Annotated in this window: 26 protein-coding genes and 1 pseudogene; 20 read left to right on the forward strand and 7 right to left on the reverse strand. The window is 52.6% G+C overall.

Annotated elements, in window-relative coordinates; genetic code table 11:
* Positions 1-10: 10 nt before the first annotated feature.
* From JSQ80_RS16300 to JSQ80_RS16315, 4 genes and pseudogenes are all read left to right on the forward strand, one after another.
* Positions 11-1,201 (forward strand): annotated as a pseudogene (locus tag JSQ80_RS16300) (response regulator); the annotation flags it as partial.
* A 122-nt stretch (positions 1,202-1,323) separates the two neighbouring features.
* On the forward strand, positions 1,324-1,644 hold the full coding sequence (locus tag JSQ80_RS16305; protein WP_206096037.1) for an STAS domain-containing protein: 321 nt from the start codon (positions 1,324-1,326) through the stop codon (positions 1,642-1,644).
* A 30-nt stretch (positions 1,645-1,674) separates the two neighbouring features.
* Positions 1,675-2,133, forward strand: coding sequence for an anti-sigma B factor RsbW (gene rsbW / locus JSQ80_RS16310; protein WP_206096038.1), 459 nt, complete (start codon positions 1,675-1,677; stop codon positions 2,131-2,133).
* Positions 2,130-2,900: a sigma-70 family RNA polymerase sigma factor gene (locus JSQ80_RS16315; protein WP_087434995.1), complete on the forward strand. Its 771-nt coding sequence runs from the start codon at positions 2,130-2,132 to the stop codon at positions 2,898-2,900. The genes rsbW and JSQ80_RS16315 overlap by 4 nt, the downstream gene beginning before the upstream one ends.
* A 135-nt stretch (positions 2,901-3,035) precedes the next feature.
* On the opposite strand, the gene JSQ80_RS16320 is transcribed toward JSQ80_RS16315, so the two are convergent.
* The 3 genes from JSQ80_RS16320 to JSQ80_RS16330 all read right to left on the reverse strand — a co-directional run bounded on the left by JSQ80_RS16320 (position 3,036) and on the right by JSQ80_RS16330 (position 4,634).
* On the reverse strand, positions 3,036-3,416 hold the full coding sequence (locus JSQ80_RS16320; protein ID WP_206096039.1) for a hypothetical protein: 381 nt from the start codon (positions 3,414-3,416) through the stop codon (positions 3,036-3,038).
* 13 nt (positions 3,417-3,429) lie between these two features.
* On the reverse strand, positions 3,430-3,810 hold the full coding sequence (locus JSQ80_RS16325; RefSeq protein ID WP_206096040.1) for a YtxH domain-containing protein: 381 nt from the start codon (positions 3,808-3,810) through the stop codon (positions 3,430-3,432).
* Between the two features lie 113 nt (positions 3,811-3,923).
* The gene (locus JSQ80_RS16330) at positions 3,924-4,634 is read right to left on the reverse strand and encodes a phosphatase PAP2 family protein (RefSeq protein WP_240463693.1); all 711 of its coding nucleotides are present in this window, start codon (positions 4,632-4,634) and stop codon (positions 3,924-3,926) included.
* Between the two features lie 134 nt (positions 4,635-4,768).
* Here JSQ80_RS16330 and JSQ80_RS16335 point away from each other — a divergent pair, with 134 nt between their 5' ends.
* Complete coding sequence (locus JSQ80_RS16335; protein WP_087434991.1) at positions 4,769-5,767, forward strand: asparaginase; 999 nt, start codon at positions 4,769-4,771, stop codon at positions 5,765-5,767.
* Positions 5,768-5,808: 41 nt separating this feature from the next.
* Positions 5,809-6,507: a copper homeostasis protein CutC gene (locus JSQ80_RS16340; protein ID WP_206096041.1), complete on the forward strand. Its 699-nt coding sequence runs from the start codon at positions 5,809-5,811 to the stop codon at positions 6,505-6,507.
* A 63-nt stretch (positions 6,508-6,570) separates the two neighbouring features.
* On the opposite strand, the gene JSQ80_RS16345 is transcribed toward JSQ80_RS16340, so the two are convergent.
* Positions 6,571-6,795 (reverse strand): DUF1128 domain-containing protein, encoded by a 225-nt coding sequence (locus JSQ80_RS16345; protein WP_087434989.1) that lies wholly within the window; start codon positions 6,793-6,795, stop codon positions 6,571-6,573.
* Between the two features lie 195 nt (positions 6,796-6,990).
* Between JSQ80_RS16345 and yyaC the strand changes: the two genes are divergently transcribed.
* The 9 genes from yyaC (at position 6,991) to JSQ80_RS29525 (ending at position 16,201) form a co-directional block, all read left to right on the forward strand.
* Entirely contained in the window at positions 6,991-7,527 is a 537-nt protein-coding gene (gene yyaC / locus JSQ80_RS16350) for a spore protease YyaC (RefSeq protein WP_087434988.1), read from the forward strand.
* Between the two features lie 519 nt (positions 7,528-8,046).
* Positions 8,047-8,841: an alpha/beta fold hydrolase gene (locus JSQ80_RS16355; protein WP_087434987.1), complete on the forward strand. Its 795-nt coding sequence runs from the start codon at positions 8,047-8,049 to the stop codon at positions 8,839-8,841.
* A 193-nt stretch (positions 8,842-9,034) separates the two neighbouring features.
* On the forward strand, positions 9,035-9,760 hold the full coding sequence (locus JSQ80_RS16360; protein ID WP_240463694.1) for a DUF6483 family protein: 726 nt from the start codon (positions 9,035-9,037) through the stop codon (positions 9,758-9,760).
* A 22-nt stretch (positions 9,761-9,782) separates the two neighbouring features.
* The gene (locus JSQ80_RS16365; RefSeq protein WP_206096042.1) at positions 9,783-10,976 is read left to right on the forward strand and encodes a class I SAM-dependent methyltransferase; all 1,194 of its coding nucleotides are present in this window, start codon (positions 9,783-9,785) and stop codon (positions 10,974-10,976) included.
* Positions 10,977-11,317: 341 nt separating this feature from the next.
* On the forward strand, positions 11,318-11,992 hold the full coding sequence (locus tag JSQ80_RS16370; protein WP_206096043.1) for a PilZ domain-containing protein: 675 nt from the start codon (positions 11,318-11,320) through the stop codon (positions 11,990-11,992).
* A 71-nt stretch (positions 11,993-12,063) separates the two neighbouring features.
* Positions 12,064-13,473 (forward strand): glycerol-3-phosphate responsive antiterminator, encoded by a 1,410-nt coding sequence (locus JSQ80_RS16375; RefSeq protein WP_206096044.1) that lies wholly within the window; start codon positions 12,064-12,066, stop codon positions 13,471-13,473.
* Between the two features lie 87 nt (positions 13,474-13,560).
* Complete coding sequence (locus tag JSQ80_RS16380; protein ID WP_336245757.1) at positions 13,561-15,534, forward strand: O-antigen ligase family protein; 1,974 nt, start codon at positions 13,561-13,563, stop codon at positions 15,532-15,534.
* 83 nt (positions 15,535-15,617) lie between these two features.
* Positions 15,618-15,983, forward strand: coding sequence for a hypothetical protein (locus JSQ80_RS16385; protein ID WP_240463695.1), 366 nt, complete (start codon positions 15,618-15,620; stop codon positions 15,981-15,983).
* 95 nt (positions 15,984-16,078) lie between these two features.
* Positions 16,079-16,201, forward strand: coding sequence for a hypothetical protein (locus JSQ80_RS29525; protein WP_254912265.1), 123 nt, complete (start codon positions 16,079-16,081; stop codon positions 16,199-16,201).
* Positions 16,202-16,281: 80 nt separating this feature from the next.
* Here JSQ80_RS29525 and JSQ80_RS16390 read toward each other — a convergent pair whose 3' ends face one another.
* The 3 genes from JSQ80_RS16390 to JSQ80_RS16400 all read right to left on the reverse strand — a co-directional run bounded on the left by JSQ80_RS16390 (position 16,282) and on the right by JSQ80_RS16400 (position 18,386).
* Entirely contained in the window at positions 16,282-17,235 is a 954-nt protein-coding gene (locus JSQ80_RS16390; protein WP_206096045.1) for an NAD(P)-dependent oxidoreductase, read from the reverse strand.
* A gap of 279 nt (positions 17,236-17,514) precedes the next feature.
* Positions 17,515-17,826 carry a dehydrogenase gene (locus tag JSQ80_RS16395; RefSeq protein ID WP_087434981.1) on the reverse strand — a complete coding sequence of 104 codons (312 nt, stop codon included), beginning with the start codon at positions 17,824-17,826 and terminating at the stop codon, positions 17,515-17,517.
* A gap of 107 nt (positions 17,827-17,933) precedes the next feature.
* A complete protein-coding gene (locus JSQ80_RS16400) occupies positions 17,934-18,386 on the reverse strand; it encodes a cupredoxin domain-containing protein (RefSeq protein WP_206096046.1) in 453 nt (150 codons plus the stop codon).
* Between the two features lie 192 nt (positions 18,387-18,578).
* Here JSQ80_RS16400 and uptA point away from each other — a divergent pair, with 192 nt between their 5' ends.
* From uptA to JSQ80_RS16425, 5 genes are all read left to right on the forward strand, one after another.
* Positions 18,579-19,190 (forward strand): undecaprenyl phosphate transporter UptA, encoded by a 612-nt coding sequence (gene uptA, locus JSQ80_RS16405; protein WP_240464140.1) that lies wholly within the window; start codon positions 18,579-18,581, stop codon positions 19,188-19,190.
* The gene (locus JSQ80_RS16410; protein WP_206096047.1) at positions 19,187-19,753 is read left to right on the forward strand and encodes a thioredoxin family protein; all 567 of its coding nucleotides are present in this window, start codon (positions 19,187-19,189) and stop codon (positions 19,751-19,753) included. Before uptA ends, JSQ80_RS16410 begins: the two co-directional genes overlap by 4 nt.
* A gap of 23 nt (positions 19,754-19,776) precedes the next feature.
* Positions 19,777-20,403 carry an MBL fold metallo-hydrolase gene (locus JSQ80_RS16415; RefSeq protein WP_087434977.1) on the forward strand — a complete coding sequence of 209 codons (627 nt, stop codon included), beginning with the start codon at positions 19,777-19,779 and terminating at the stop codon, positions 20,401-20,403.
* A 167-nt stretch (positions 20,404-20,570) separates the two neighbouring features.
* On the forward strand, positions 20,571-21,803 hold the full coding sequence (locus JSQ80_RS16420) for a M24 family metallopeptidase (protein WP_087434976.1): 1,233 nt from the start codon (positions 20,571-20,573) through the stop codon (positions 21,801-21,803).
* A 182-nt stretch (positions 21,804-21,985) separates the two neighbouring features.
* A complete protein-coding gene (locus JSQ80_RS16425) occupies positions 21,986-22,363 on the forward strand; it encodes an ATPase (protein WP_087434975.1) in 378 nt (125 codons plus the stop codon).
* Positions 22,364-22,548 lie beyond the last annotated feature (185 nt).

The raw sequence follows: 22,548 nt of genomic DNA on the forward strand, positions 1-22,548 counted from the left end.
AGGTATTGTCATGGCTACTTTGGAGCCGATAAATATCCTGCTCGTCGATGACCGACCAGAGAACTTGTTAGCGCTCGAAGCTGTATTATCCGAGGAGAGCTACCGTTTAGTGAAAGCAACCTCCGGTGAAGAGGCTCTGCGGCATCTGATGAAAGAAGAGTTCGCAGTCATCGTGCTTGACGTTCAAATGCCAGGGATGGACGGAATTGAAACGGCAAAGTGGATTAAGGCGCGCGACAAAACAAAAAATATTCCGATTATTTTCGTGTCCGCCAACTATAAGGAAACGGAGCATCTGTTCGCTGGTTATTCTGCCGGCGGCGTGGATTATATGGTCAAGCCTTTTGTCCCGCATATTCTGAAATCGAAGATTCATAGCTTTGTCGGCATGTTTCAGGCGCAAAAAAGGCTGCAGGCCCAAAAGATGCTGCTTCATCAGAAGACGCATGAGCTGGAGCGCATGAACCGGGAACTGGCGGCTGCCAAAGAAGCGGCGGAACGGGCCGCCTTGGCGCGCACTCAATTTCTGGCCATAATGAGCCATGAAATCCGCACGCCGATGAATGGGGTTTTGGGCATGGTGGACCTGCTGCTTGATACGGAATTGTCGCCGGATCAAGCCAATTACGCTGAATTGATTCGCAAAAGCGCAGACTCGCTCATAAGAACGATCAATAATATTTTGGATTTCACCAAGATGGAGTCCGGCAAGCTGGAGCTGGAGGAATTCCCGTTCGATTGCTCTGCCTTGGTAACGGAAGTATATGAATTATTTACAGCCGAAGCGGGAAAACGGGATTTGAAGCTTGCTTATTCGTTGGATCCGGATGTGCCAAACTGCCTGTATGGCGATATGCTGCGTTTGCGGCAGGTTCTCATTAATCTTGTGGGGAATGCCGTGAAATTTACGGATGCGGGTAAAGTAAACATTCATATTTCTGTCTTGCAATCGCTGCGGAATGGCAACGACGAGCTGCATCAGATTCAGTTCGAGGTAAAAGATACGGGGATCGGCATTCCAATTGATAAAATGGGCGGGTTATTTCAGCCCTTCGCACAGCTGGATTCCTCCATGAACCGGAAATATGGCGGCAGCGGGTTGGGGCTTGCGATTTGCAAATCGCTTGTTCAGTTAATGGATGGCGACATCCGCACCTTGCCGATAGAGGAAGGCGCATTGTTTGTTTTTGATGTCTGGCTGCGGGACTGCAATAATCAAAATTAGCGAGAGTGCGCGTTACAAACGTATAAATAGGTGTTTCGCGCGAATCGTTTAAGGTTATTTACCTATAAGCATCATACCTACAAATAGGAGAGGAAAATATGAGCGGAAATAAATTTTCAGTAATGACACAACAAGATAACGATAAAGTGGTTGTACACTTGCATGGTGATTTGGATCTGGCGGCAGCTAAAGAATTCCGCGCATTGATGGGGCCTATCGTTGAAGATGCAGCCATTGATTTGGAGCTTGATTTAGAGCGGCTTACCTATATTGACAGCACAGGGATCGGCATTTTGATATCGATTTTGAAGATGCGTCATGAACAGCAGGCCTCGTTTGCGATTGCGAACGTGCCGCCGCATGTGCAGAAGCTGTTCGACATGACGGGAATTTCGAAGTTTTTGACTCCGAACGTTTAAATCTAACACATTTACGAAAGGGAATGAATCATGGATAAGGAAAGAGCGCTGAAACGTGTTAAACTAGCATTGCCTGCCCAAGCCGAATACGTTGAATTGGCCCGTCTTGCATTGTATGGCATTGCGAGCCGCATCGGATTTTCTTATGAAGAGATTGAAGATATGAAGGTCGCCATTTCAGAGGCGTGCAATAACGCGGTGCTGTATGCTTATGATTCTCCGGGCGGAATGGTCGAAATCATATTTGAAGTGAGCGGGGATGAAATCGGAATCGTCATTCAGGATGAAGGCAGCAGCTTTGACGCAGAACGCAAGACGAGCGGATTGGCTGGCTGGCACGAGAAGACTCTTGATGAAGTTCAAGCAGGCGGGCTGGGGTTTTATTTAATGCAAGCCTTGATGGATGAGGTGGAAGTCAAGAGCATGGAAGGACGCGGTACCGTTGTCAAGATGAAAAAACGATTGCAATCAAGCGGAGAGCTTGTATGAGGGCTGAATCTCATGGCGCAATGGAACATGCCAATGAACTCATTCATCAATATCAAGCAACGAAAGACAACGATATCGCCACCATCCTAATCAAGAAGTACGAGCCCATGATCAAAATGGCAGCCGGCAAGATTTCACGTAACCGCCCCGACTTGTTCGAGGATTTGATGCAGGTCGGCAATATGGCGCTGATCCGCTTGCTGCAGCAATTTGACAGCTCTTTGGGTGTGCCGTTCGAAGCGTATGCGATGAAAAGCATGATCGGCCATATGAAAAATTTCCTGCGGGATAAATCATGGTATATTCAAGTGCCGCGCCGGATTAAGGAAAAAGGAGCGCTCGTCCAGCAAACGATCGATGAGTTGACCGTCAGGTTGGAACGTTCACCGAACGTCGAAGAAATCGCGGCGAAGCTCGAGCTCTCCGTAGAAGAAACGGTCGAAGTGTTGGCTGGACGCGAATGCTATCACTATGTTTCTTTGGATACGCCGTTGTCTCAAGACGAGAGCGCGGCAACGTTAGGTGAACTCATCAGTTCGGATACGGATGATTATAAAGCGGTGGAGCGCAAGATGGACTTGGCCGAAGCCATGAAAGCGTTGAAGCGGGAGGAACAGCAGGTGCTGTCATTGGTTTTTGATGAAGGTTTGTCGCAGCGTGCCGCAGCGGATCTTCTGGGTGTATCGCAAATGAGCGTGTCCCGCATACAGCGGCGGGCGACTGATAAATTAAAGCAGATTCTCACTTCACAAGACCATAAGCAATGAAAAGAGCCTGACATCCAGATTCATGTCAGGCTCATTGCATGTTACTGCAGCGGATCGGGAAGCATCCCGTCTTTTATTAACGGGGCATTCGTCTGTATCTGCTTCCGGTCTTCGTCGAGATGCTTGACTGCCTGTTCATTCGACGCCATCGTGTTCAGCGCGGCGGCCAGGACTCTCTGCCGCTGCTGCCGCTTCTTGACATCCGATGCCAAGCTCGCTCGCTAACTTGGCGCACAGCGCTTGCAAAATGTCGGCCGCCTTGCGCTCCATAAATGAAGGTACGGGATGAAGACCTGAAAAGCCGGCGTTAACCGTATCGATACGCAAATCCCCGTTGGGGAGCTTGTGGGCCGGGACTGTAAACATGTGGCTGGCTCGGTCTTTATCCAACTGTTCGTTGACGAGTCCCAACACGAATACGACTTGTTCACTGCACTGTATACCGGTAAAGCCGTGCTGCAAAAACACTTTGCGCACGGCTTCAGCCTGAGCGGAAACAGGGGGTATGGATGTCATAGAATCCCTCCCGTTATTCTTCTTTCAACTGGGCTGCTACTTCTTCTGCAACATCGGCGGATGCTTCTTTCAATTCATTCGCGGTGCTGGCTACTGAATCTTTAACGCTGGCAGCCAGCTGCTGAGATGCGTCCTTCACGCCGCTTACGACGGCTTCAGCTTTTGCTCCGACCGTTTTCACGACTTCTGATGTGCGAGTTCCGAGGTCGCAAGCGATTTCTTTTGTTTTGCCGCCTACGATCTGGGCTTTATCGTTCAACTCCGAACGCAATTCACGACCTGATTTGGGAGCAAGCAGCAAAGCGGCCGCCGCGCCGAGAAGACCGCCGACGACAAGACCTTTTACGAATGTTCCACCTGCGCAATTGTTATGGTTTTCTGTATTTTGACTCATGACCATCTCTCCTTTTAATCTAGTTCTAAATTTTGCTTTAAGGAGGATTACACTTATTTATGCAATTTGAAACAGCATGGTGTCGAATTCCGAGCTTCATGCTGCAATCATTGTTAAGATGTAATCGGATTTCTTCCCCTGCCTTTAAGCCATTGCATTGCATAAATGCAAGCAAGCAACCAGACAGCTCCTGCAGCGTAACCGGCTAATACATCCGTCACGAAATGCACGCCCAAATAAATGCGGCTCAATCCGATGCAGATGATGAGCAGCAGAGTCAGCACAAGCACGTAAGCCGCAGGCTTGCCTTGCTCCTTCAAGTGCAGCCATATAATGTAGCCAAGCATGCCATAGAAAGACATGCTGACCATCGAATGGCCGCTTGGGAAGCTGTAGCCGCTCGCGTGCACCCAATGCTCCCATGCCGGCCGCGCTCGTTGAATCAAATGCTTCATTACTTCATTAAATAACGAACTGCCGATAAGTGCAATGGCCAGCCTTATCGCATCCCAGCGCCGCTTGAACACGAAGGCCAATACCGCTGCCAATAAGAGCGCAATCGGTATAATAATATGACTGGAAGCCAAATGTGTAATGAGCGTAACGAGCTTCGTAAGGGAAGGCGAAGCTGCGGAACGCACCGTGTCGGTGACAGCCAGGTCGAACTTATGGAAGCTGTCGCTCATTACGCCTCTTGTAAGGATGAAGAGGATGATGGCCAAAGCAGGCACAGTAACTGCTCCCCATAGCAAATTCAAGTTGAATTTTGCTGCTGGTGCGGCAGCAGAAGAAGAGGACTGAAATTGATTTTTAGATATTGTCATTGCTTCTCCTTTAGGTGTATGGTAGAAATGAAGATTCGCAATTCAAGAAGCGCATGGAAGTACGGCATGAAATTTTGGTAAATATATATATGCATACCATATTACCATAGATGGCAAAAAAGGAGAAAGTCGACATGCATGAACGGTTAGTAGTAGAGACTCGCAACGGCTGGCTTGAATGCGAGCATAGGGGCTCCATTTGCGGTATCGATCGGAATTTACATATTTCATATGCGCTCGGAGATATTCAGTCTCCGATGTTCTTGCGTTCGGCGGGCAAACCGCTGCAGGCGATCCCTGTCGTGCGGAGTGGCGTGCTGGAGCACTACGGGCTTGGCGACAAGGAATTAGCGCTTATGACCGCATCTCATCGCGGGGAGCCGTATCATCTTGAGACGATGGAGCACATCATGGAACAGAGCGGGCTTGAAGAGGACCGGCTCATTTGCAACCCGTCTTACCCGTTGAACGAAGAGGCGAAGGAGCTGCTTCTTCGTGCGGGCGGACAGCGGCGAAGAGCGTATCATAACTGCGCAGGCAAGCATTTCGGCGTGCTCGCCTGGAGCAAGATGATGGATTGGGATTTGGCTGCGTATACCGAGCCCGATCATCCGGCACAGGTCGAGATCGCGCGCACGTTGTCGGAGATGTCGAACATGTCGTGCGAGCAGATGAGGGCGGGTACCGATGGCTGCGGATTCCCCGTCTATGCGCTGCCGCTGCAGGGCATTGCTGCCGCTTATTTGAAGCTCGCCTGTCCCGATCTGATTGAAGATGCAAGTACCCGGCAAGCGGTGACGCGGATAAGAAAGGCGATGCAGCGTTATCCCCTGCTCGTCGGCGGCACGAAGCGGATCGACTCCATTTTAATGGAAGATGACAATATTATCGCAAAGGGCGGATTCAAGGGCATATTCGCTTTTGCCCTGCGCCGCGAAGGTTTGGGCTTCGCCTTCAAGGTGGCGGACGGTTCGGACGAAGAGTGGGCTCTTATCGTCGCGTCGATATTGGATCAGATCGGATATGAGCGCACCCAGACGATAGAGAGCATTCGCCGCCAGTTCCCGGCAACGCTGACCAATGATAACGGAAAGACGGTAGGCGAGCAAAAGGCTGTGTTTGCGTTCAATTGATTTGCATCATAACTTTACATCACGTTGAATGAGGTGACCTTATGAATTCTATCGTACTCGAAGTTATCGGAACGACGCTGCAGGAGGTTAAGACGGCGGCACAGCACGGAGCCGACCGAATCGAATTGATTACGGCCATAACGGAAGGCGGGCTTACGCCAAGCATCGGGCTCGTCGAGGAAGCAGTCGCTGCCGTGGACATACCTGTTAACGTGATGGTGCGCCCGCATAGCCGCTCCTTCGTCTACGATGCGGACGACATGCGCACGATCGTGGCGGATGTGCGTCGTATTCGCCAGACCGGGGCCAATGCGATCGTATTCGGCGTCTTGACGCCGGGAGGGAGAGTTGATGTTCCCGCGTTGGAACATGTGCTGGCAGCCGCTGACGGCATGCAGATGACGTTTCACCGCGCCATTGATGAAGCGAAGGATATTTACGCGGCATTAGACGCGCTTCTGGCCTATCCGCAGATTACGACGGTTCTTACTTCTGGCGGCAAACCGAGTGCGCTCGATGCGCGTGCGGAAATTGCGGCGATGGTTCGGCAAGCGGAAGGCTCTAAGCTGGCCATATTGGCGGGAAGCGGCTTGAAGCAGGATGCGGTGTCACGGTTCGTGCGCGATACGGGCGTGCAGCAAGTTCACTTCGGCTCGAATGTGCGGGTGAACGGACAAGCCTTGTCTCCCATCGACCCGGAGCGCCTCCGCAACTTAAAGGCAACGATTCGTTCGTTATAGACAACTGCATCTCCCTTATCTTGCCGTCTGGCGGCAGATTAAGGGAGATTAATCAACTCCTCATTAAGATCGGCGCAACCGTCCCAATTCTGATACGAGCGCTTCGACTTCGCTAATGCTGAATGAGGGCTTGCTGACCACGATATCATAGATATCCTTAATATCATCGTATTGCTCCACGGAAAATGCGGATGACTGCATAGCGGCAGCGGTTGCCATTTTCAATCTGTCTTTAATCGTATTAATCATCTGTTCCACGCTAGCTTGCGTTCGATCCTGTACACTCATCATTCGTTCCTCCTTGACTTCCTTCTTCCAACATGCTCGTATTGTATCACGAATGCACCGGAAACTAAACGCCGATCGGCGACGATGCGATTGGCATCGTTTTTCCATTCGGGACTTCATGCTTCTACACTTGGCAGAGCGTGGATTGTAAAGTACAATAAGGCATCATGTGGAGAAAAAAGGAGAACTTGCCCGATGCAAGGCAACTTCATTTCAAATTTGGAAGTTCCGTTTACGGGACAGAGGCATAAACTGTCTGGGAAGCAGTTGGATGCTTTTTTTCAACAGCTGGATATAAAGCATTCGCTCGATCGCATGACGTTTGTCTGTATCGGCACGGATCGGTCCACGGGAGACGCGCTTGGGCCGCTGGTCGGGTCGCGTCTTGCAGCAAGCGGATTACGCCATGTCATCGGCACGCTGGATAATCCATGCGATGCCTCCAATCTGGAAGAACGGCTGGGTGCGATTCCGGAAGGAATGGTAACGGTGGCGATTGACGCGTGCTTGGGGCATCCGTCCACGGTCGGGCATTTCTTGGCGGGCGATCAACCGCTGCAGCCTGCGGAATCGGTCGGCAAGCCGCTGCCTGCGGTCGGGCAATATAGCGTCGCGGCCGTAGTGAACGTGCATGGACCGAAGCCATACTGGACACTTCAGACCACATCGTTGCGCGTTGTAATGAACATGGCTGACGAACTCTCCAATGCTATCATTCGTTCATTGCTTTAAAAGCGACATGCATAAATAATCAGACTCCCCCATACAAATGATCTCGTGGGCCAATACAGAAAATGTTACAACCGGGCCCGGTAATAGAAAAAGGAGCCGGAACATGCATTCCGCCTCCACACACATAACGTTAACCAAGTGAAAAAAGAGAACAACTGCGCTCCGATCCGTTCGTGGGGAACGGGTCATTTTTTATCGTGCCGGTCCGTCAGCTTAATAATGAGCTGAACCAGGCCAAGAATAAACGCGCTCGTGGCAAAGAACATTTCGAACCCTTCCATGATCGTCACCTCCTTTCCTGTAGCGAATAAAGAGAACTGGAACAGTTCCTGCGCCATAGAAGGTGCTGATTCAGTTATTTACAGTTTGTGTAATATACTCTATACCTATGGACGATTTGGGCTTGCTAGAATCTTTGGACATGAAATCATAAATTTATTTTGTAATATTTGTAAAGGATACATAACAGGCAGAAGTCTTGCATATCATTACAGTTTATACGGAAAGAGGGAATGATGGATGACACGTATCCGAGTAAACACAAATTTCAACGTGTATGTCGAGGAACAAGGGCAAGGCCCAGTTATCATATTGCTTCACGGCTTTTGCGGAAGCTCGAAATATTGGTCTTCCCTTATTCCGCTGTTATCCGAACAATTCCGGGTGATTGCTCCGGACCTGCGGGGACACGGCAAGAGCGACGCGCCAGTCGGCGCCTATACGATTGATCAAATGGCGGATGACATATTGGACTTGGCACACGCGTTGGAACTTCCCAAGTTTGTTCTGCTTGGTCATTCGCTCGGCGGATACATCACATTGTCGTTCGCAGAGCGGTATGCCGATCGCTTGAATGGATTCGGCTTGATTCATTCGACCGGGTATCCGGATACGGAAGAAGGCAAGCAGAAGCGATTGGCCACGGTGCAGTCGCTGCAAGCCGGAGGCATCGTTCCGATGGTGGACGAGCTTATTCCGAAGCTGTTCGCTGCAGACCATATTGACGAACATGCCATACAGGTGAGCAAAGCGAAGGAAATTGGCTATCTTACGCCTCCACACGGCGCTGCTGGCGCTGCGCTGGCGATGCGGGAACGCCCTGATCGGACCGGGGTGCTTGCCGCCACGGCGCTGCCGCTGCTTCTGATCGCTGGAGAGCAGGATGGAATCGTGACCCCGGACAAGACGTTTACGGCAGATGGCCCCAATGTGACCCAAGTGACTTTGAAGGACGCCGGGCACATGAGCATGATGGAAACGCCCCGGCGTCTTGCGGATGCGGTTGCTTCATACATGGAACAGATTAATGAGTAACAGAGCTGCTTATATCATTCACATGCAATGACAACGGCGCCTCCCTTGTGGGTGGCGTCCTTTTTCGTTATACTGTAGCTGATCTTTTAAGAGCGTCATCTAAAGCAATACTGCTTGATTCAGCTGCATGTGCAGTCACGGGATAAGCAAGCAGTATTCATATACATTCCAAATCGGATCGGGGGAGAAGAGGATGTATCGGAGAGATTATTTGCTGCGTCTAATACAGGAAATGACACAAATGATTGGCAAAGCGATGGGGCTCCGCGAACAGAAGAAACGGACGGAGCTGCTATTCGAATGGGATGAACTCATGCAGCGGCGCTTCCGCATAAACGGAGAACTGTCCGATAAGCTGTCATCCGATGATATGGCGCGCCTCTTCATGACCAATGGGCGGCTGCATGTCGATGAGCTGCAGGCGTTCGCATTTCTTCTCTTCGAGCGGGCGAAGCTGGAGAAAGAGAAGGGGCTGCATGAAGAAGAGGAAAGACATTTCGATTCGAGTCTTGAAGGCGGAGTGCCTGGGCAGACGGAAGCCATGTACATACGACGCTCCATGAAAGCCTTGAATTTGCTGCTCGAAGCGATGCTGCATGGCAGCGATCGGACAATGATTCCGGTTATGCCGAGTGTGGAGCAGCTTCTTCACGAGTTGAAGCCGTACAAGCTGGAGGATAGCGCGCTTGCTCGTTTATGGCGGTGGTTCGAACAGGAAGGACGTTACGCCGAGGCGGAGGATGCGCTGTTTCACTGGCTGCAGAGTGCAGCAGAGCGGCCGGAAGAGCTGCAGCTGCGCAAGAAGCAGGCATATGGCTTTTACGAACGGATGGAAGCTTTGCCGGACGAACAGCTTGAGCAAGGAAGCCTGCCGCGTGATGAAATTAAACAGGGGATGGAAGACGTGTCATCCCTCTAGATTGAGAATGTAGGAGCAGACAATGGAACAATTACGACAACTAGTGAATCAAGTCATTCAGCAAGAAAAGTTGAGCAGCGCCGTCCTTAGTCAATTGCGCAGCAAGCCGGTTGAAGGATATACCAAGGTGACAGTTAAGCCTGTCCATGTCCGCGGACAACTGCAGCTGCAGTTCGAATATCATTACGACAACAAGGTCACGCACGATAACGTGCCGGCTGAGGAGGCTGCGGCTCGGCTGATGTCTCTGCTGGAGACGACCTTCAAGCAAGCGCTCCTGCGAACGACGGAAGCGGACTACCAGGTGCTCATCAGCAAAAAATATAAGGTGGCCATTCGCAAGCAAGCCGCTGTCGTGAAGCAGGTGGACGTGTCTCATAACCGCAAGAAGCGGTATATATTGACGGAAGGCGACCCCGTGCCTTTCCTAGTTGAACTAGGCATTATGAATCAAGAAGGCAAAGTGCTGGCCGCCAAGTATGATAAATTCAAACAAATCAACCGTTTTCTCGAAATGGTCGCAGACATTCTTCCCTACTTGCCTCAAGAGCGCATGGTGCGGATTATTGATTTTGGCTGCGGCAAATCGTATTTGACGTTTGCGTTGTACCATTTTCTTCACGTTCAGTCCCAGCTGCCGGTTCATATTGTCGGACTGGATCTGAAAAAGGACGTAATCGAGCGCTGTGAAGCGCTGGCGCGCCGTCTCGACTATGATGGATTGTCTTTCCTCATGGGAGATATCGCCCAGTATGAAGGGGCTGACGAGGTGGATATGGTCGTTACGCTGCACGCATGCGATACGGCTACCGATGCGGCGCTGAATAAAGCGGTACGCTGGGGAGCGCGCGTTATCCTGTCGGTTCCATGCTGTCAGCATGAGTTGAACAGGCAAGTAGAGCAGGAGGTGCTGGCGCCGCTGTTGTCTCACGGTATATTGAAGGAGCGGTTTGCATCGCTTGCTACCGATGCGATTCGGGCCAAGCTGCTCGATTGCGTCGGATACCGCACGCAACTGCTTGAATTTATCGATATGGAGCATACGCCGAAAAATATTTTAATCCGGGCCGTTCGCTCAGGGGAACTTCCAACGCCGGCAGATGCCCAGGCGTGGCAACAATATGAGGCGTTTCGGCAGTTTTTACATGCTGATCCGTACTTGGAACGGGCGCTTGGCGATATACTGTCGGACCGAGGATATCATCGGATGAAGTAAGACGCAGGAGGACCTTCACAGCGAGGGGTCCTCTTTTTTTTGAGACGTGTCCTTCCCGGAGCCCCGTTCCTTTCCGGAGAGGGTATGCCTTAACCGTTCCCTGATAGTAAAAAGCTGAACTCTTCAAAGATCGTCAATTTTGGACGATATAGAAACATGGGTAGTCGTGCCTATGATCAATCAGGCATCAGAGATGCGGCTGCATGTGCCGGAACGGGCGTTTTCCCTTGCTGTGCTAGACGCAGGCAGGTTAGCACAGGACCAAAGCTAACGTACAAGGGATCGGTCCTTGGGCAGTGGGCCAGCGGACCTAAAGAGATGATAGGAGGGCTTAATTGAATATGAAAGATACGTATGTTACCGATACTCCCGAGCATTTATTGGTTGCATTGCTTCACAGCCGAACCGTGCTGGAGGGTGATAGCTGTGTGGCGACAGGTGTGTTATCCTATATGGAAGGCGATCTCATGGAAGTAGGATTGCCGGAATTCGAACGGTTTGAACTGGGAGAGGCGATTAAAGTCACCATCTATTCTCCAGTGGGAATTTTCAATTTTACTACGAAAGTCGTGGCGCGCCATCAAGGCTCGTTGTTAATCATTCATCCTCCTCAGCAGCAGCGGAAGTTCGCTGACAAACGCGAATACCCCCGAGTCGATGTGAACAAGGAAGGGGTTATTACTTCAAGGCAGACGATGCAGGGCGAAATAAATGTGCTGTCAACACCGGCTCAGATACATATTCAGGATATCAGCTTGAATGGTTTGGGGTTTACGATGAGCACGGGCAGCGCTTTAAGAGAAGGGATGCAGGCAGATGCAGAGCTGCAGCTCGGGTTTGTTCTGCCGTGCCGCCTTCATGTCGTCCGCCACTATCCGCGCGAAGAAGAGATGTTTTGCGGCGCGAAGCTCATACTGAACGATGACGAATCAATGCGCTCCTTGCGGGCGTTCATTCTGCGAGAGCAGATAAAGGCGCATATCGATCGCAAGGCGAAGCGGGAGATACGGGGATAAACGTGTCGTAACGGGCAGAACGCAGCAGCAGATTCAACAGCATTAATAGGAGTGAGAGGAGAAGATTCGACGTGACAAACGCTTCCAGACGTGCTCGTACGCTTCTTATTTGGTTCCTGGGAGCACTTATCGTGCTTGCGGCCGTTCCATTCTTGCCGTCAAAGGCAGAGGCTGGCGGAAAGGTGTTTCCTGAGAAAATCTTCAGTGTCTATGAGGTCGATGTTAATGAAGACAAAAATGAACCCATTCCACCCACAGTAACGGGAGCTACCTATCAGAATCTCTTTAATGCGAGCCCGGACATCGCTGAAATAAATGTGGATTTGACTCAGGGCAATGGGATGTATACGATACATCCGAAGCAAGTCGGAACGACTACGGTTCAATATGAGTGGAAATTTCCCGATGACCGCATCATCGTGCATAAATTTACGGTAACCGTTACGGACGGGAATCTAATGCCTCCCAGAATAAACATTGATCAAGAAAGAAATTTAAACTGTTATTTTTTGCTTAACGAAAGTGGAAATAACAATATGACGATTTCGCTTGATCGATTATTTACCTTTTCTCAACCTATAAATTGGGGGAATCCATCGTCACTGCAAGTTATGGATGATATGAACTTATTCGTTATTGAGAAGAACCTTGTCAATTCTAAAGATATCGTATTAAAAAACAGCGATCGCTCTGGTGATACCAGAGTAACGATAACGTTAACCGACATAGCCGGAAAGAAAGCCGTTTATTATCTCGACATCGCAACTAACTGGGAACCTGTGCCGCATCCCCAGCACGTCCATGTGTTAGCACAGCACCCAGTAACCATTTCTTTGGAAGAGTTAGGATTGTTCACGGATGCAGACGATGACAAATTAAGTTTTTCATTGCTGGTCCAACCTGCTTTTCAAGCCCGGATCGAACAAGACGCATTGATCATTCAGACCGACTCAACCGGAGAAACTACGCTCTATATAGGAGCTTCTGACGGGCGAAGAGGGAGCGCAATTGCGGAATTAACCGTCACATCGTGGGCTTCAGAAGAATCAGGGGTAGCGGGGACTTATCCGGAAACAGACAATAGCATCGTCCTGACAAACGTAACGCCAGGGTCATACATTCTCGCTCCTATGCAAGTGAAAGTGCCTGCGGAGGCGGAGTTGAATCAATTGGTCTCGAATGGAAAGGCGCGCCTCGTTGAAGTGACGGACGGCAGCGAAGTCAGCGTCTCGGTTGATACTGTTAACGGTGTCCCTGAATTGGCGGCAGGAGATTATGGATTATACCGGCTGGACGGCTCCATTGTCTCTTTGGAGCAAGTTATACACACGCTTAGCAAAGACGTTATCTGGCAGCAACTAAAAGATATCGACGCGCGTCATGAAAATAACGGGGTTGATATTATGGATGCGAGAAGATGGCTTTTTGAGCATAACAATACTTATTTTTATACCAAAGTGGTATTATCATTAATACAATAAATCGTGCAGAGGTCAACCCGGGGTTGGCCTCTTATTGTTACGAGCGCACTGATAGCTGCGAAAGTTGAGCTGAAAGGAGAACGGCAGGTGGACACGGAAACGGTAAAATTGAATTGGCGGGTAAGCGCAGGCGCGGGCGCGGTATTCGCGGTATTGCTGCTCTCGCTCTGGCAAAAAGGTCTATTTTACGATCGGGATACGCACATGCTGTCGTTATTTTTATTTCTTGTCTCTTTCATTGTTATTGCATATACGCGAAAAGTGAGAATGACGCTGCCGCTGCTTATCACGGCAATTGTAAGCGTCTGTTATGGGAGTGCGCTTATGCTTCATCCGGCAAGTACATATGGAACTGAGATGCACCTGATACGTTGGTCAATGTACGGCGGGTGGGTTATTCTCCTTACCGCTATAATAGATGGGGAGCGCGGTGGACGCGGATTTCGAGTGGTGCTGGCGGGAACGGCCGCAGTCGGTCTCATTGGCAGTGTATGCGCGCTGGCCATGCTATACGGATATTTTCCTTACAGCTCAGGTGTCATGACGAGTCAGGATGCGGAATTGTCAGCTCTTGGATTCCGGCTGGCGGGGTTCGTTCAATATCCGAACACGCTCGGTGCCATTGCGGGGGCGTTTGCGCTCCTGCATTTGCATGGTGCCGCTGCCGGCGCATCACTGCGGGAACGCATCCTGGCCGCGGTTCCCCTGCTGCCGCATCTAACCGTGTTCGGGCTAACTGAATCGCGCGGGGCATGGCTTGCTTTTGCCGTGGTGTGGGCGGCGGGTTATTGGTCCGTACGCGGCCGCCGCGCCGCTTATTTGCTGCACTCCGCATGGTTTGCGTGCTGGGCCGTGGCCGCCGTGGCGGGTACGGCCACGCTATGGCTGAACGAGAGCGGGCTCGTGCCGCTCCCCTTCATTGCTGCGTGGGCAGGCTCGATTGGGCTGTACATGCTGCTGGAGAAGCTTCGCGATCGCCGCCGGTCGTATATGTCCGGTTGTGTTATTTGCATGGCGGCGCTACTCGTCTTGGGAAGCATGATGATGCCTTCCGGCGCGGCGAACCGGGTGACGGATCATTATGAGACGGCTGGCGCCCGCACTTTATTTTATAAGGATGCCTTGGCGCTATGGCAGCGCAACCCTTGGTTCGGCGCAGGCGGTGATGCATGGCGGCAGCAGTTCGCGAGCATGCAGAGCGAGCCTTACGTCGGCAAGGAGGTGCACAGCAGCGTCTTCGATTTGCTGCTCGACATCGGAGTTGCCGGCACGCTGCCCGTGCTGGGGCTAGCGGCCTTGGCGCTTGTCCTTGCTTGGCGAAGGCATGCCGGCCTCGGGATGGCTGGCGCCTTGCTTATGCTGCACAGCGCGATTGACTTCGATCTAGCCTATGGCTTCGTCGCGCTGTTGCTCCTGCTCTTTCTTACCCTGGGCACGGATCGGCATGCCGTCACCGTACCAAGGGACAAGCCGCGCCGACGGCTGGCGGCGCTCGCGCTGGCCGCGCCGCTAGCGGCCGTGGCCATGCTCGTGTCGTGCCACTTGGCGGCACAACACCTCGCGGCCTCCGGCGCCAAGGCGCAGCTGCACGCGGCGCTGCGCCTGACGCCTGCGGATACGGCGCTGCGCATCGCCGTGTCGCGGCGCTTGCCGCCGCAGGAAGCGGCAGCCCTGCTTGCGGAGGGGCTGCGCTATGAGCGGGACGGCAAGACGCTCTACCGCGAGCTCGCGCTGGCAAGCGAGCGCCGCGGCTGCGCCGAGGACGCCGCCGCGTACTGGAGGGCGGCGGCGGATAGCGACCGCTTCGACCGCGTCCTGCAGACGGAAGCGGTCGAGCGTCTGGCGGCGGCGGCGCGCACGTCATCGCTTCAGGGCGACCTCCAGGCGGCGGGCCTGCTCGCGAACGCGGCGGCGGAGCGGTTCCGCAGCTATGAAGCGGACGTGCGCCGCGTGGAGGCGATGCCGCATCCGGCGAACGGCAAGCGCTTCGCGATGACCGAGGACGCGCAGCGGGCGTTCGCCTCCATCTATCCGCTGTTGTCCGGGCCGCCTGCGAACTAGGCGGAAAGCGGAGGGATAAGCACCCACACGCGTGAGACCATTCCTTCATACTGTGTAGCATATGAACGGAAGGAGATATCCGCATGAGCATGGTCACAGGAGTTCCCCCTTTAAAAGACCCTAACCTTAAGGGGAAAGCAACGAAGAGCCGCGTTCTCAAGACGGTTCACAAGAAGCAAGTGCTGGGCCCCATCCTGAACCGGTTTACCGTCGTCTGGGTACAGCCGAACGGGGTGCCGTTCAGAACGCCGGGATTTTTTGCGCGCGTCTTTGTGGGCAACCGCCTGATCTCCACCCGATCCTTCGACCGTTTCGGAGTGGTGCGCTTCAATAACATCGGCACGCTGACCAACGTGGCGCTGACGATTCGGATTTTCAACAGCAACGGTATATTGTTCCGTACGCGCCGAGTACCTGCCGGCGTCGAAGCGTTCGCAGTCATCGGCTAATCACGGCGCCAACGACCGATCTCCTGGCCATGGGGATCGGTCGTTTTTCATGAGTGCTGCGATTCATTTGTCTTGGGACTACAGGTCAGGTATATATGCCAATGGATTCAGACGGCGGGGCTGATACATATGGATGGATCGGGGAGCGGGTAAAGGATGCAGCTGAGCCGCTGCGCAATGATTACGGCCGGATCAGGCTTGCCGAGAAGACGCGGTAAACGGTCTGACGACCGCCAAGGCGCGAGGAATGCAGGATCCCATGCGAACGGACATGGGGCCTTCATTCTTCGCGTCTTCATTAATATTGCTCATCGTAATTGACCACGTTGCGAGCAGGCTTGCCTAGCGCGAAGTACGCTTGCAAGTTCTCGATGAACAATGCCGTCACCCGCTCCTTCAGCTGATCGGTATTGCCGCCGATATGCGGCGTGATGATGACGTTGTCCATCGACCATAGCGGATGCTCCTCGGGCAGAGGCTCGATATCGAACACGTCCAATCCGGCGCCTCCCAAACGGCCTTCCCGCAGGGAGCGCACGAGCGCGTCTGTCTCGACTGTCGTGCCGCGGCCGGCGTTGATGAACAGGGCACCGGATTTCATTGCCGCAAAGCGTCCTGCGTCGAACAGCCGGTTCGTCCGGTCCGTCTTCGGCAGCACGTTGACGACAACGTCGCTCTCTGCCAACACCTTGTCCAGCTCTGCCAGCGAATAAATAGCCTCGACATACGGCGCCGGTTGCTTCGAACGGCGCACGCCGATAACGCGCATGCCGAACGCTTGGGCCAGACGGGCAATTTCGGAACCGATGTGGCCGACTCCGATAATGCCTATCGTCTTCCCAGCCAGCTCGGTGAAATGCCCCTCTTTACTCCACGAGCGGCGCTGCTGATTGCGGATAGCCTGCGGGAGCCCGCGGGTGAAGGCAAGCAGCATGGCGAACACCGTCTCGGCCATCGGGATAGGGTGAACGCCCCCGGCATCGGTGAGCGTGACGCCTTTGTCCCGCAGCGCCGCAAACGGCATGTAGTCAGCGCCCGAAGACCATAGCTGCACCCAGCGCAGCTTGGAATCCTGCCGAAGACATTCCTCCGCGGCCGTGCCGCACCAGCCCAGAATGATTTCCGCCTCGCGATAGACACTGCGGTCCAACTCATTCGGCTGCCCGAAGACGATATTCCAATCCGGTGCCGCCGCGCGGATGCGTTCTTCTTGTTCTGGCGTCAATCCGTGCAGGCATATCATCTTGCGCACATGACTCCCTCCTTCAATGAGAATGTTTCGATGCCGTTTTTTGAAAAAAACTTGTGCTTCCCGTTGCTGAAAAGCGGTCTTTTGAACACGTGCATCGTTTTCAAATTCCTCATCAACCTATAAAATTCCTGTTAAACGGCAACATAATAAACGAAATAAATATAATTCTTATAATCTGGTGCGCCTAAACTAAAGTCTGCGCGTCAAGGACCATCGCCCAGCGCACGCAAAAAAGGCCGCCAGGACAATAATGCGCGGCAGCCTTGCCATTCAAGTCTTTCATCCGCCGAAGGATTGACGGAAGCATGCGGACAGCTTCGTCCGATCCACATTCCATAGTTCTGCGAGATCGCCGCTAACGGCTTCATCGAACCAATCGGCAAGCTTCTTGCGGTTATTCGCGTTCTCGTGTACCCAGATTAGATTGGCAATGACCCTTTTGTAATACAAATCTTCCCCTTGTTTCATCAGCTCGCCGGATATCCAGACGTTCATTCGTTTGACCGTGCGGTACAACTCATTGTTGCAGGCGCGGCGTATTTTTCTCGCGGACGGGAGGGACATGGCGTGGCGTTCTTTGGGTGCTTTCACAGCGTGACTAGCTCCTTTCCTGCGGATATGCTACAGCATATGCAGGATAACGGGCTGCGGTCGCTTTAGCCCCCTTGTTGACTTGTTGCAATTTAGGCACCTTTATGCTAATCGACGACGATATAGCCGATCATCGGACCTTCGTGGCTTGCATCGGAATGAGTCAGGCAGACGATACGGTATATCCCCTCCTTCGCAGTAAAGGATACGACCGTTTCTTTATTTTTTTCCACCTTTCCGCGCAGGTTCAGCCCTTCGATGACGAAATCGTGCTGATTGCCGTTCACGCCGCGAATGCGCAGCTCTACGCGCTCGCCGTCATTGGCAAAAACGGTGCCTGGGTCGAAGCGGTATACTTCCATCTCCCGGCCGTTTTCCAGCTTTGTCTTGAATTCTCCGGTAACCATGTGAATGACGCGAACGGCCTGCACCGCGGCTTGCGTCTCGCGTTCCGTTCGCAACGTCTCGTAGCGCCAGAATGCGGCCGCAACCATAACGGCAACGACGGCAATGGCGCCGAGCCGCCATTGCTTGCGGGACACTACCCAAAAACGGGACATACTGCGCAACCTCCTCTAATCCAATAAGCTAGTAACATATGAAATGCGGATGAACTCGATAATTTCTTGTACAAGTATTGCTAGTCCATATGTATGCCGCTTCTGTGCGCGTCATGCCAGTGTTGGAGTCATGTCCACTCCTATGATAGAATAAACTGGTACAAAAACAGAGGAGAGAAGCGTGCTGTGGAAATGATCCATCAGATAGTCAGTTCGCTGCTGAGTTGGGTGCAGCAGCTTGGGGAATGGGGAATTATGCTGGGACTCATGATCGAAGTCATCCCTAGCGAGATTGTGCTGGCGTACGGGGGATTTCTAGTCTCGGCTCAGCAGATAAGTTTTATTGAAGCTGTTATTTTCGGCGTTATCGGCGGCGTGCTTGCGCAGCTATTTGTGTATTGGATTGGGAGATACGGAGGCAGACCGTTTCTGGAGCGTTTCGGGAAGTACATACTGATTAACAAACATCATATCGACAAATCGGAGGAATGGTTTCAAAAATACGGAGCGGGGGTCATCTTTAGCGCGCGGTTCGTTCCAGTCGTCCGGCATGCGATCTCGATTCCGGCCGGAATTGCCAGAATGCCGGTATGGCGCTTTACGATGCTTACGACATTGGCCGTCATCCCGTGGACGATATTTTTCGTCTATTTGGGATTTGTGCTCGGCGACAAATGGGAGACGATAAATGAAGCGGCGGCTCCCTATGTAAAGCCGTTCATTTTGGTTGCGTTAGCCATCCTTATCGTGTATGTTGTCATTAAATATACTAAATCCAAGAAGAAGGCGGGGAAGCGGAAATGAGCAAAAACGTTGCTGCCGTTCTAGGCAAGGGCATATCACCGCAAGCATTCATCGATAGCATGCAAAAAAATAAAGAAGCGTTTCTCTCATGGTACGAGCAGTTCGAATGGACGAATGAAGAGGATAAAGCGCATTTCGAATCGCTCCGATTCCGTGATGATATTCGCTGCCTTATCTTGGCTGCGGACTGGTGCGGAGACGTCGTTCGCAACGTCCCGGTCGTGTTCCGGGCGCTGGAGACGGCGCAGATGCAGACCGAAGTGCTCATTATGGAGCAGTTCCCTGAAGTAATGGATGACTTTCTTACGATGGGCGGACGTTCGGTTCCCATCGTTATCTTTGCGGATACCGGAGGGCACGTATTGGGGCAATGGGGACCTCGTCCAAGTGACGTCCAGGCGCATATGGTTGCATTCAAGCAACAGAATCCGGATCGTGAAGCGGCGGACTATCAGGACAAACTTCAACTGGTCAGACAGCAGATGATGAAGCAATACGGCGAAGGCGCTGCTTATCATGCGCGCATTGTTTCCGAACTGAGAGAACTGCTGTCCGGCATGTAATGATTTAAGGCGGAGGTATATACATGTTTCGTATTCAAAGTTATACATTGGGTCCCGTGCAGACAAACGCTTATGTGCTCACGAATGAAACGGCGAATGAAGCGATCGTCATCGATCCGGGCATGAACCCGGAATCGCTGCTCGAAGCGCTGAAGGGTGTCGATGTCAAGGCCATACTGCTGACGCATGCCCACTTCGATCATATCGGGGGCGTAGATCGTGTGCGGGAAGCGCATGGCGATTGTCCGGTGTATATCCATGAACGGGAAGCGGATTGGCTGACGACCCCGGAGTTGAACGGCTCCACGATGTGGCCGCAGGTGTCGCCTCCGATGTCAATGAAGCCTGCCGAGCATTTGCTCCGGGACGGCCAGACGTTGGAACTAATCGGACATGACTTCCAGGTCATGCATACGCCGGGTCATTCCCCGGGCAGCGTCAGCTTCCTGCATGAGAAGCATCTCTTCTCGGGAGACGTGCTCTTCCGCACGTCCGTGGGGCGCACTGACTTGCGGGACGGCGATATGGGGCAGCTGCTGCAGTCTATCCATGGAAAGCTGTTTCCGTTAGCTGACGACGTCACCGTATATTCGGGTCATGGACCTGTCACTACCATCGGTTACGAGAAGCAACATAATCCATTTGTGTAAATAGGAATACCTATCCTGGCACGGCTTGCCGAACCTTCGGGTTCGAACGGGCCGTGTTTTCCCTATGTTCCCGAGCTCGATGAACGGAGGCGTCCGGCCGTTGGCGTGGATAGGCGTTCGTGGTATGATTAATATAATTGTTGATGATTGTTAGGAAGGGGAACCCTATGATTTCGATGATGAAGCAGGAATGTGAAAGCCGGATATCCCGGCTGCAATCGATCATGAAGGAACAATCCATCGATGCCTATCTTGTCACGCAAAATATAGATATCTACTATTTTACCGGGTCAATGCAGACGGGGTATTTATTTATCCCGCAGAGCGAGGAGCCGGTATTTTTCGTAAAACGAAGTGTCGCGCGCGCCATTGAGGAGGCTTCGGTCCCCGTGCAGCCGCTTGGCTCGTTCCGGCAGTTCGCAGAGACGCTCGCGGCACAGTTTCCTGCCGTGTGGCCGCCCTCAAGCGCTGGAGGCAGCGTTGCGCCGGCTGTTGTCGCCACGGAATATGATGTGCTGCCCGTGCAACAGTATGAACGGCTCCGGGCGGTGCTGCCCGCGAATGTGACGTGGACCGACGGCTCGGTCCTGCTGCGCGAGCTGCGCATGGTGAAGTCGCCATGGGAAGTCGAGCGCATCATGACAGCGGCACGAGCGGCGCATCACGCCATGGAGCAGGCGGCCGCTTACGTGCGGCCGGGCATGATGGAACTGGAGCTTATCGCCCATATTGAGTATGCCTTCCGCATGCAGGGGCATATCGGCATGATTCGCATGCGCGGCTACAATCAAGAGCTGGTGACAGGCATGGTAGCATCCGGCGAAGCGGGAGCGGAGCCGACCTATTTCGATGGTCCCGCGGGCGGGCGTGGGTTGACTCCAGCCAGTCCGCAAGGATCGAGCCGCAAAGTGATCGCAGTCAATGAGCCGATTCTGGTCGATATTGGCTGCTGCATTGACGGATACGTCATCGACCAGACCCGCACGGTTGTCATCGGGCAGCTCGATCACGATCTTCAGCAGGCGTATGAGGCCTCCGAAGCGATTTTGCGGGCGACGGAAGAGCGCCTGAAGCCCGGTGTCGTCTGTGAGTCATTGTACGCAGACGCGCTGGAAATGGCGAAGAATTACGGCTTGTCCGATCATTTTATGGGCTTCGGGGCAGATCAAGTGAGATTTCTCGGCCACGGCATTGGGATGGAAATCGATGAATGGCCTGTTCTGGCCCGTGGCTTCAAGCATCCGCTCCAAGCGGGAATGGTTATCGCGATTGAACCCAAATTCACTTTTCCGGGCCGCGGCGTAGTCGGAATCGAAAACACGTATCTCATTACAGAGACCGGATATGAGCGGTTGACCACGGCTCCGGAAGGATTGATTTCCATTCCAGTGCCGCAATAGGCGCGGAAACTTTTCGTATCATTTATCGTAGTATAGTAGAGTTAGTTCAATAAGCGCTCTTTTGATCACGAAGCATCCCGGAATGTGCAGTGTCTAATTGCCGGAGCAGGGCGTATACATTTACAGGAACCATAAATTTTAGTACCATAGTAAAAACAGCAAACGGATGGGAGGCACGGACAATGCTGCATTTGGGAGAGAAGGTAGTCATTGTAGCCGACCGTTTCGAACAACATTTGCCTATCGGGGAATATGGCTATATCATTGCCCATGACCGCAATGCGGATAACGCATTCGATTACGTCATCCGGGTTCCGAAAGCAAACCGCAACTTCTTCGTACCGGCATCTGATGTCGAACAGGAAGATCTGCTGCTGCAGCAGGAAGCGGACCGCATCGAACGGGAAGCACTTATCGATTATGCCCTTGCGACCCGCAATGAGTCTCTGTTCCGCCGCATCATGAATGGCGATAATGCGGAAGAGGAAGAAGAGAAGGCGCAAGAAGCATTGTCTCAAGAAGAGTTTGTGCGCCAAGTGAATTTACGCGCTTGGATTTAATGAAGAGCCGAACACCGAGCACCGGAATTCATCCGGTGCATCGGTGTTTTTTTGTGGATTGGCGGCGCTTGGCCATATGGCGATCGCAAGCGCCCTCGTATCTGCGCCGCATTAACGGAATCGCGCGTTGAGTTGAATGCTCTTCTAAGCTATAATAAAGGGATGAATTTGGCCATGATGGCGCA

The organism is Paenibacillus apiarius (assembly GCF_017052585.1).
GTDB lineage: Bacteria > Bacillota > Bacilli > Paenibacillales > Paenibacillaceae > Paenibacillus_B > Paenibacillus_B apiarius.

What these genes read in the sequence shown, in the direction of transcription:
- JSQ80_RS16385 (WP_240463695.1), top strand. Translation starts at nt 15,618, where the DNA reads ATGAGCATGGTCACAGGAGTTCCCCCTTTAAAAGACCCTAACCTTAAG.
- yyaC (WP_087434988.1), top strand. Translation starts at nt 6,991, where the DNA reads ATGCAAGGCAACTTCATTTCAAATTTGGAAGTTCCGTTTACGGGACAG.
- JSQ80_RS16420 (WP_087434976.1), top strand. Translation starts at nt 20,571, where the DNA reads ATGATTTCGATGATGAAGCAGGAATGTGAAAGCCGGATATCCCGGCTG.
- JSQ80_RS16325 (WP_206096040.1), bottom strand. Translation starts at nt 3,810, where the DNA reads ATGAGTCAAAATACAGAAAACCATAACAATTGCGCAGGTGGAACATTC.
- JSQ80_RS29525 (WP_254912265.1), top strand. Translation starts at nt 16,079, where the DNA reads ATGCCAATGGATTCAGACGGCGGGGCTGATACATATGGATGGATCGGG.
- JSQ80_RS16345 (WP_087434989.1), bottom strand. Translation starts at nt 6,795, where the DNA reads ATGAGTGTACAGGATCGAACGCAAGCTAGCGTGGAACAGATGATTAAT.
- JSQ80_RS16305 (WP_206096037.1), top strand. Translation starts at nt 1,324, where the DNA reads ATGAGCGGAAATAAATTTTCAGTAATGACACAACAAGATAACGATAAA.
- JSQ80_RS16315 (WP_087434995.1), top strand. Translation starts at nt 2,130, where the DNA reads ATGAGGGCTGAATCTCATGGCGCAATGGAACATGCCAATGAACTCATT.
- rsbW (WP_206096038.1), top strand. Translation starts at nt 1,675, where the DNA reads ATGGATAAGGAAAGAGCGCTGAAACGTGTTAAACTAGCATTGCCTGCC.
- JSQ80_RS16340 (WP_206096041.1), top strand. Translation starts at nt 5,809, where the DNA reads ATGAATTCTATCGTACTCGAAGTTATCGGAACGACGCTGCAGGAGGTT.
- JSQ80_RS16330 (WP_240463693.1), bottom strand. Translation starts at nt 4,634, where the DNA reads ATGACAATATCTAAAAATCAATTTCAGTCCTCTTCTTCTGCTGCCGCA.
- JSQ80_RS16335 (WP_087434991.1), top strand. Translation starts at nt 4,769, where the DNA reads ATGCATGAACGGTTAGTAGTAGAGACTCGCAACGGCTGGCTTGAATGC.
- JSQ80_RS16320 (WP_206096039.1), bottom strand. Translation starts at nt 3,416, where the DNA reads ATGACATCCATACCCCCTGTTTCCGCTCAGGCTGAAGCCGTGCGCAAA.
- JSQ80_RS16410 (WP_206096047.1), top strand. Translation starts at nt 19,187, where the DNA reads ATGAGCAAAAACGTTGCTGCCGTTCTAGGCAAGGGCATATCACCGCAA.
- JSQ80_RS16365 (WP_206096042.1), top strand. Translation starts at nt 9,783, where the DNA reads ATGGAACAATTACGACAACTAGTGAATCAAGTCATTCAGCAAGAAAAG.
- JSQ80_RS16355 (WP_087434987.1), top strand. Translation starts at nt 8,047, where the DNA reads ATGACACGTATCCGAGTAAACACAAATTTCAACGTGTATGTCGAGGAA.
- uptA (WP_240464140.1), top strand. Translation starts at nt 18,579, where the DNA reads ATGATCCATCAGATAGTCAGTTCGCTGCTGAGTTGGGTGCAGCAGCTT.
- JSQ80_RS16400 (WP_206096046.1), bottom strand. Translation starts at nt 18,386, where the DNA reads ATGTCCCGTTTTTGGGTAGTGTCCCGCAAGCAATGGCGGCTCGGCGCC.
- JSQ80_RS16425 (WP_087434975.1), top strand. Translation starts at nt 21,986, where the DNA reads ATGCTGCATTTGGGAGAGAAGGTAGTCATTGTAGCCGACCGTTTCGAA.
- JSQ80_RS16370 (WP_206096043.1), top strand. Translation starts at nt 11,318, where the DNA reads ATGAAAGATACGTATGTTACCGATACTCCCGAGCATTTATTGGTTGCA.
- JSQ80_RS16360 (WP_240463694.1), top strand. Translation starts at nt 9,035, where the DNA reads ATGTATCGGAGAGATTATTTGCTGCGTCTAATACAGGAAATGACACAA.
- JSQ80_RS16415 (WP_087434977.1), top strand. Translation starts at nt 19,777, where the DNA reads ATGTTTCGTATTCAAAGTTATACATTGGGTCCCGTGCAGACAAACGCT.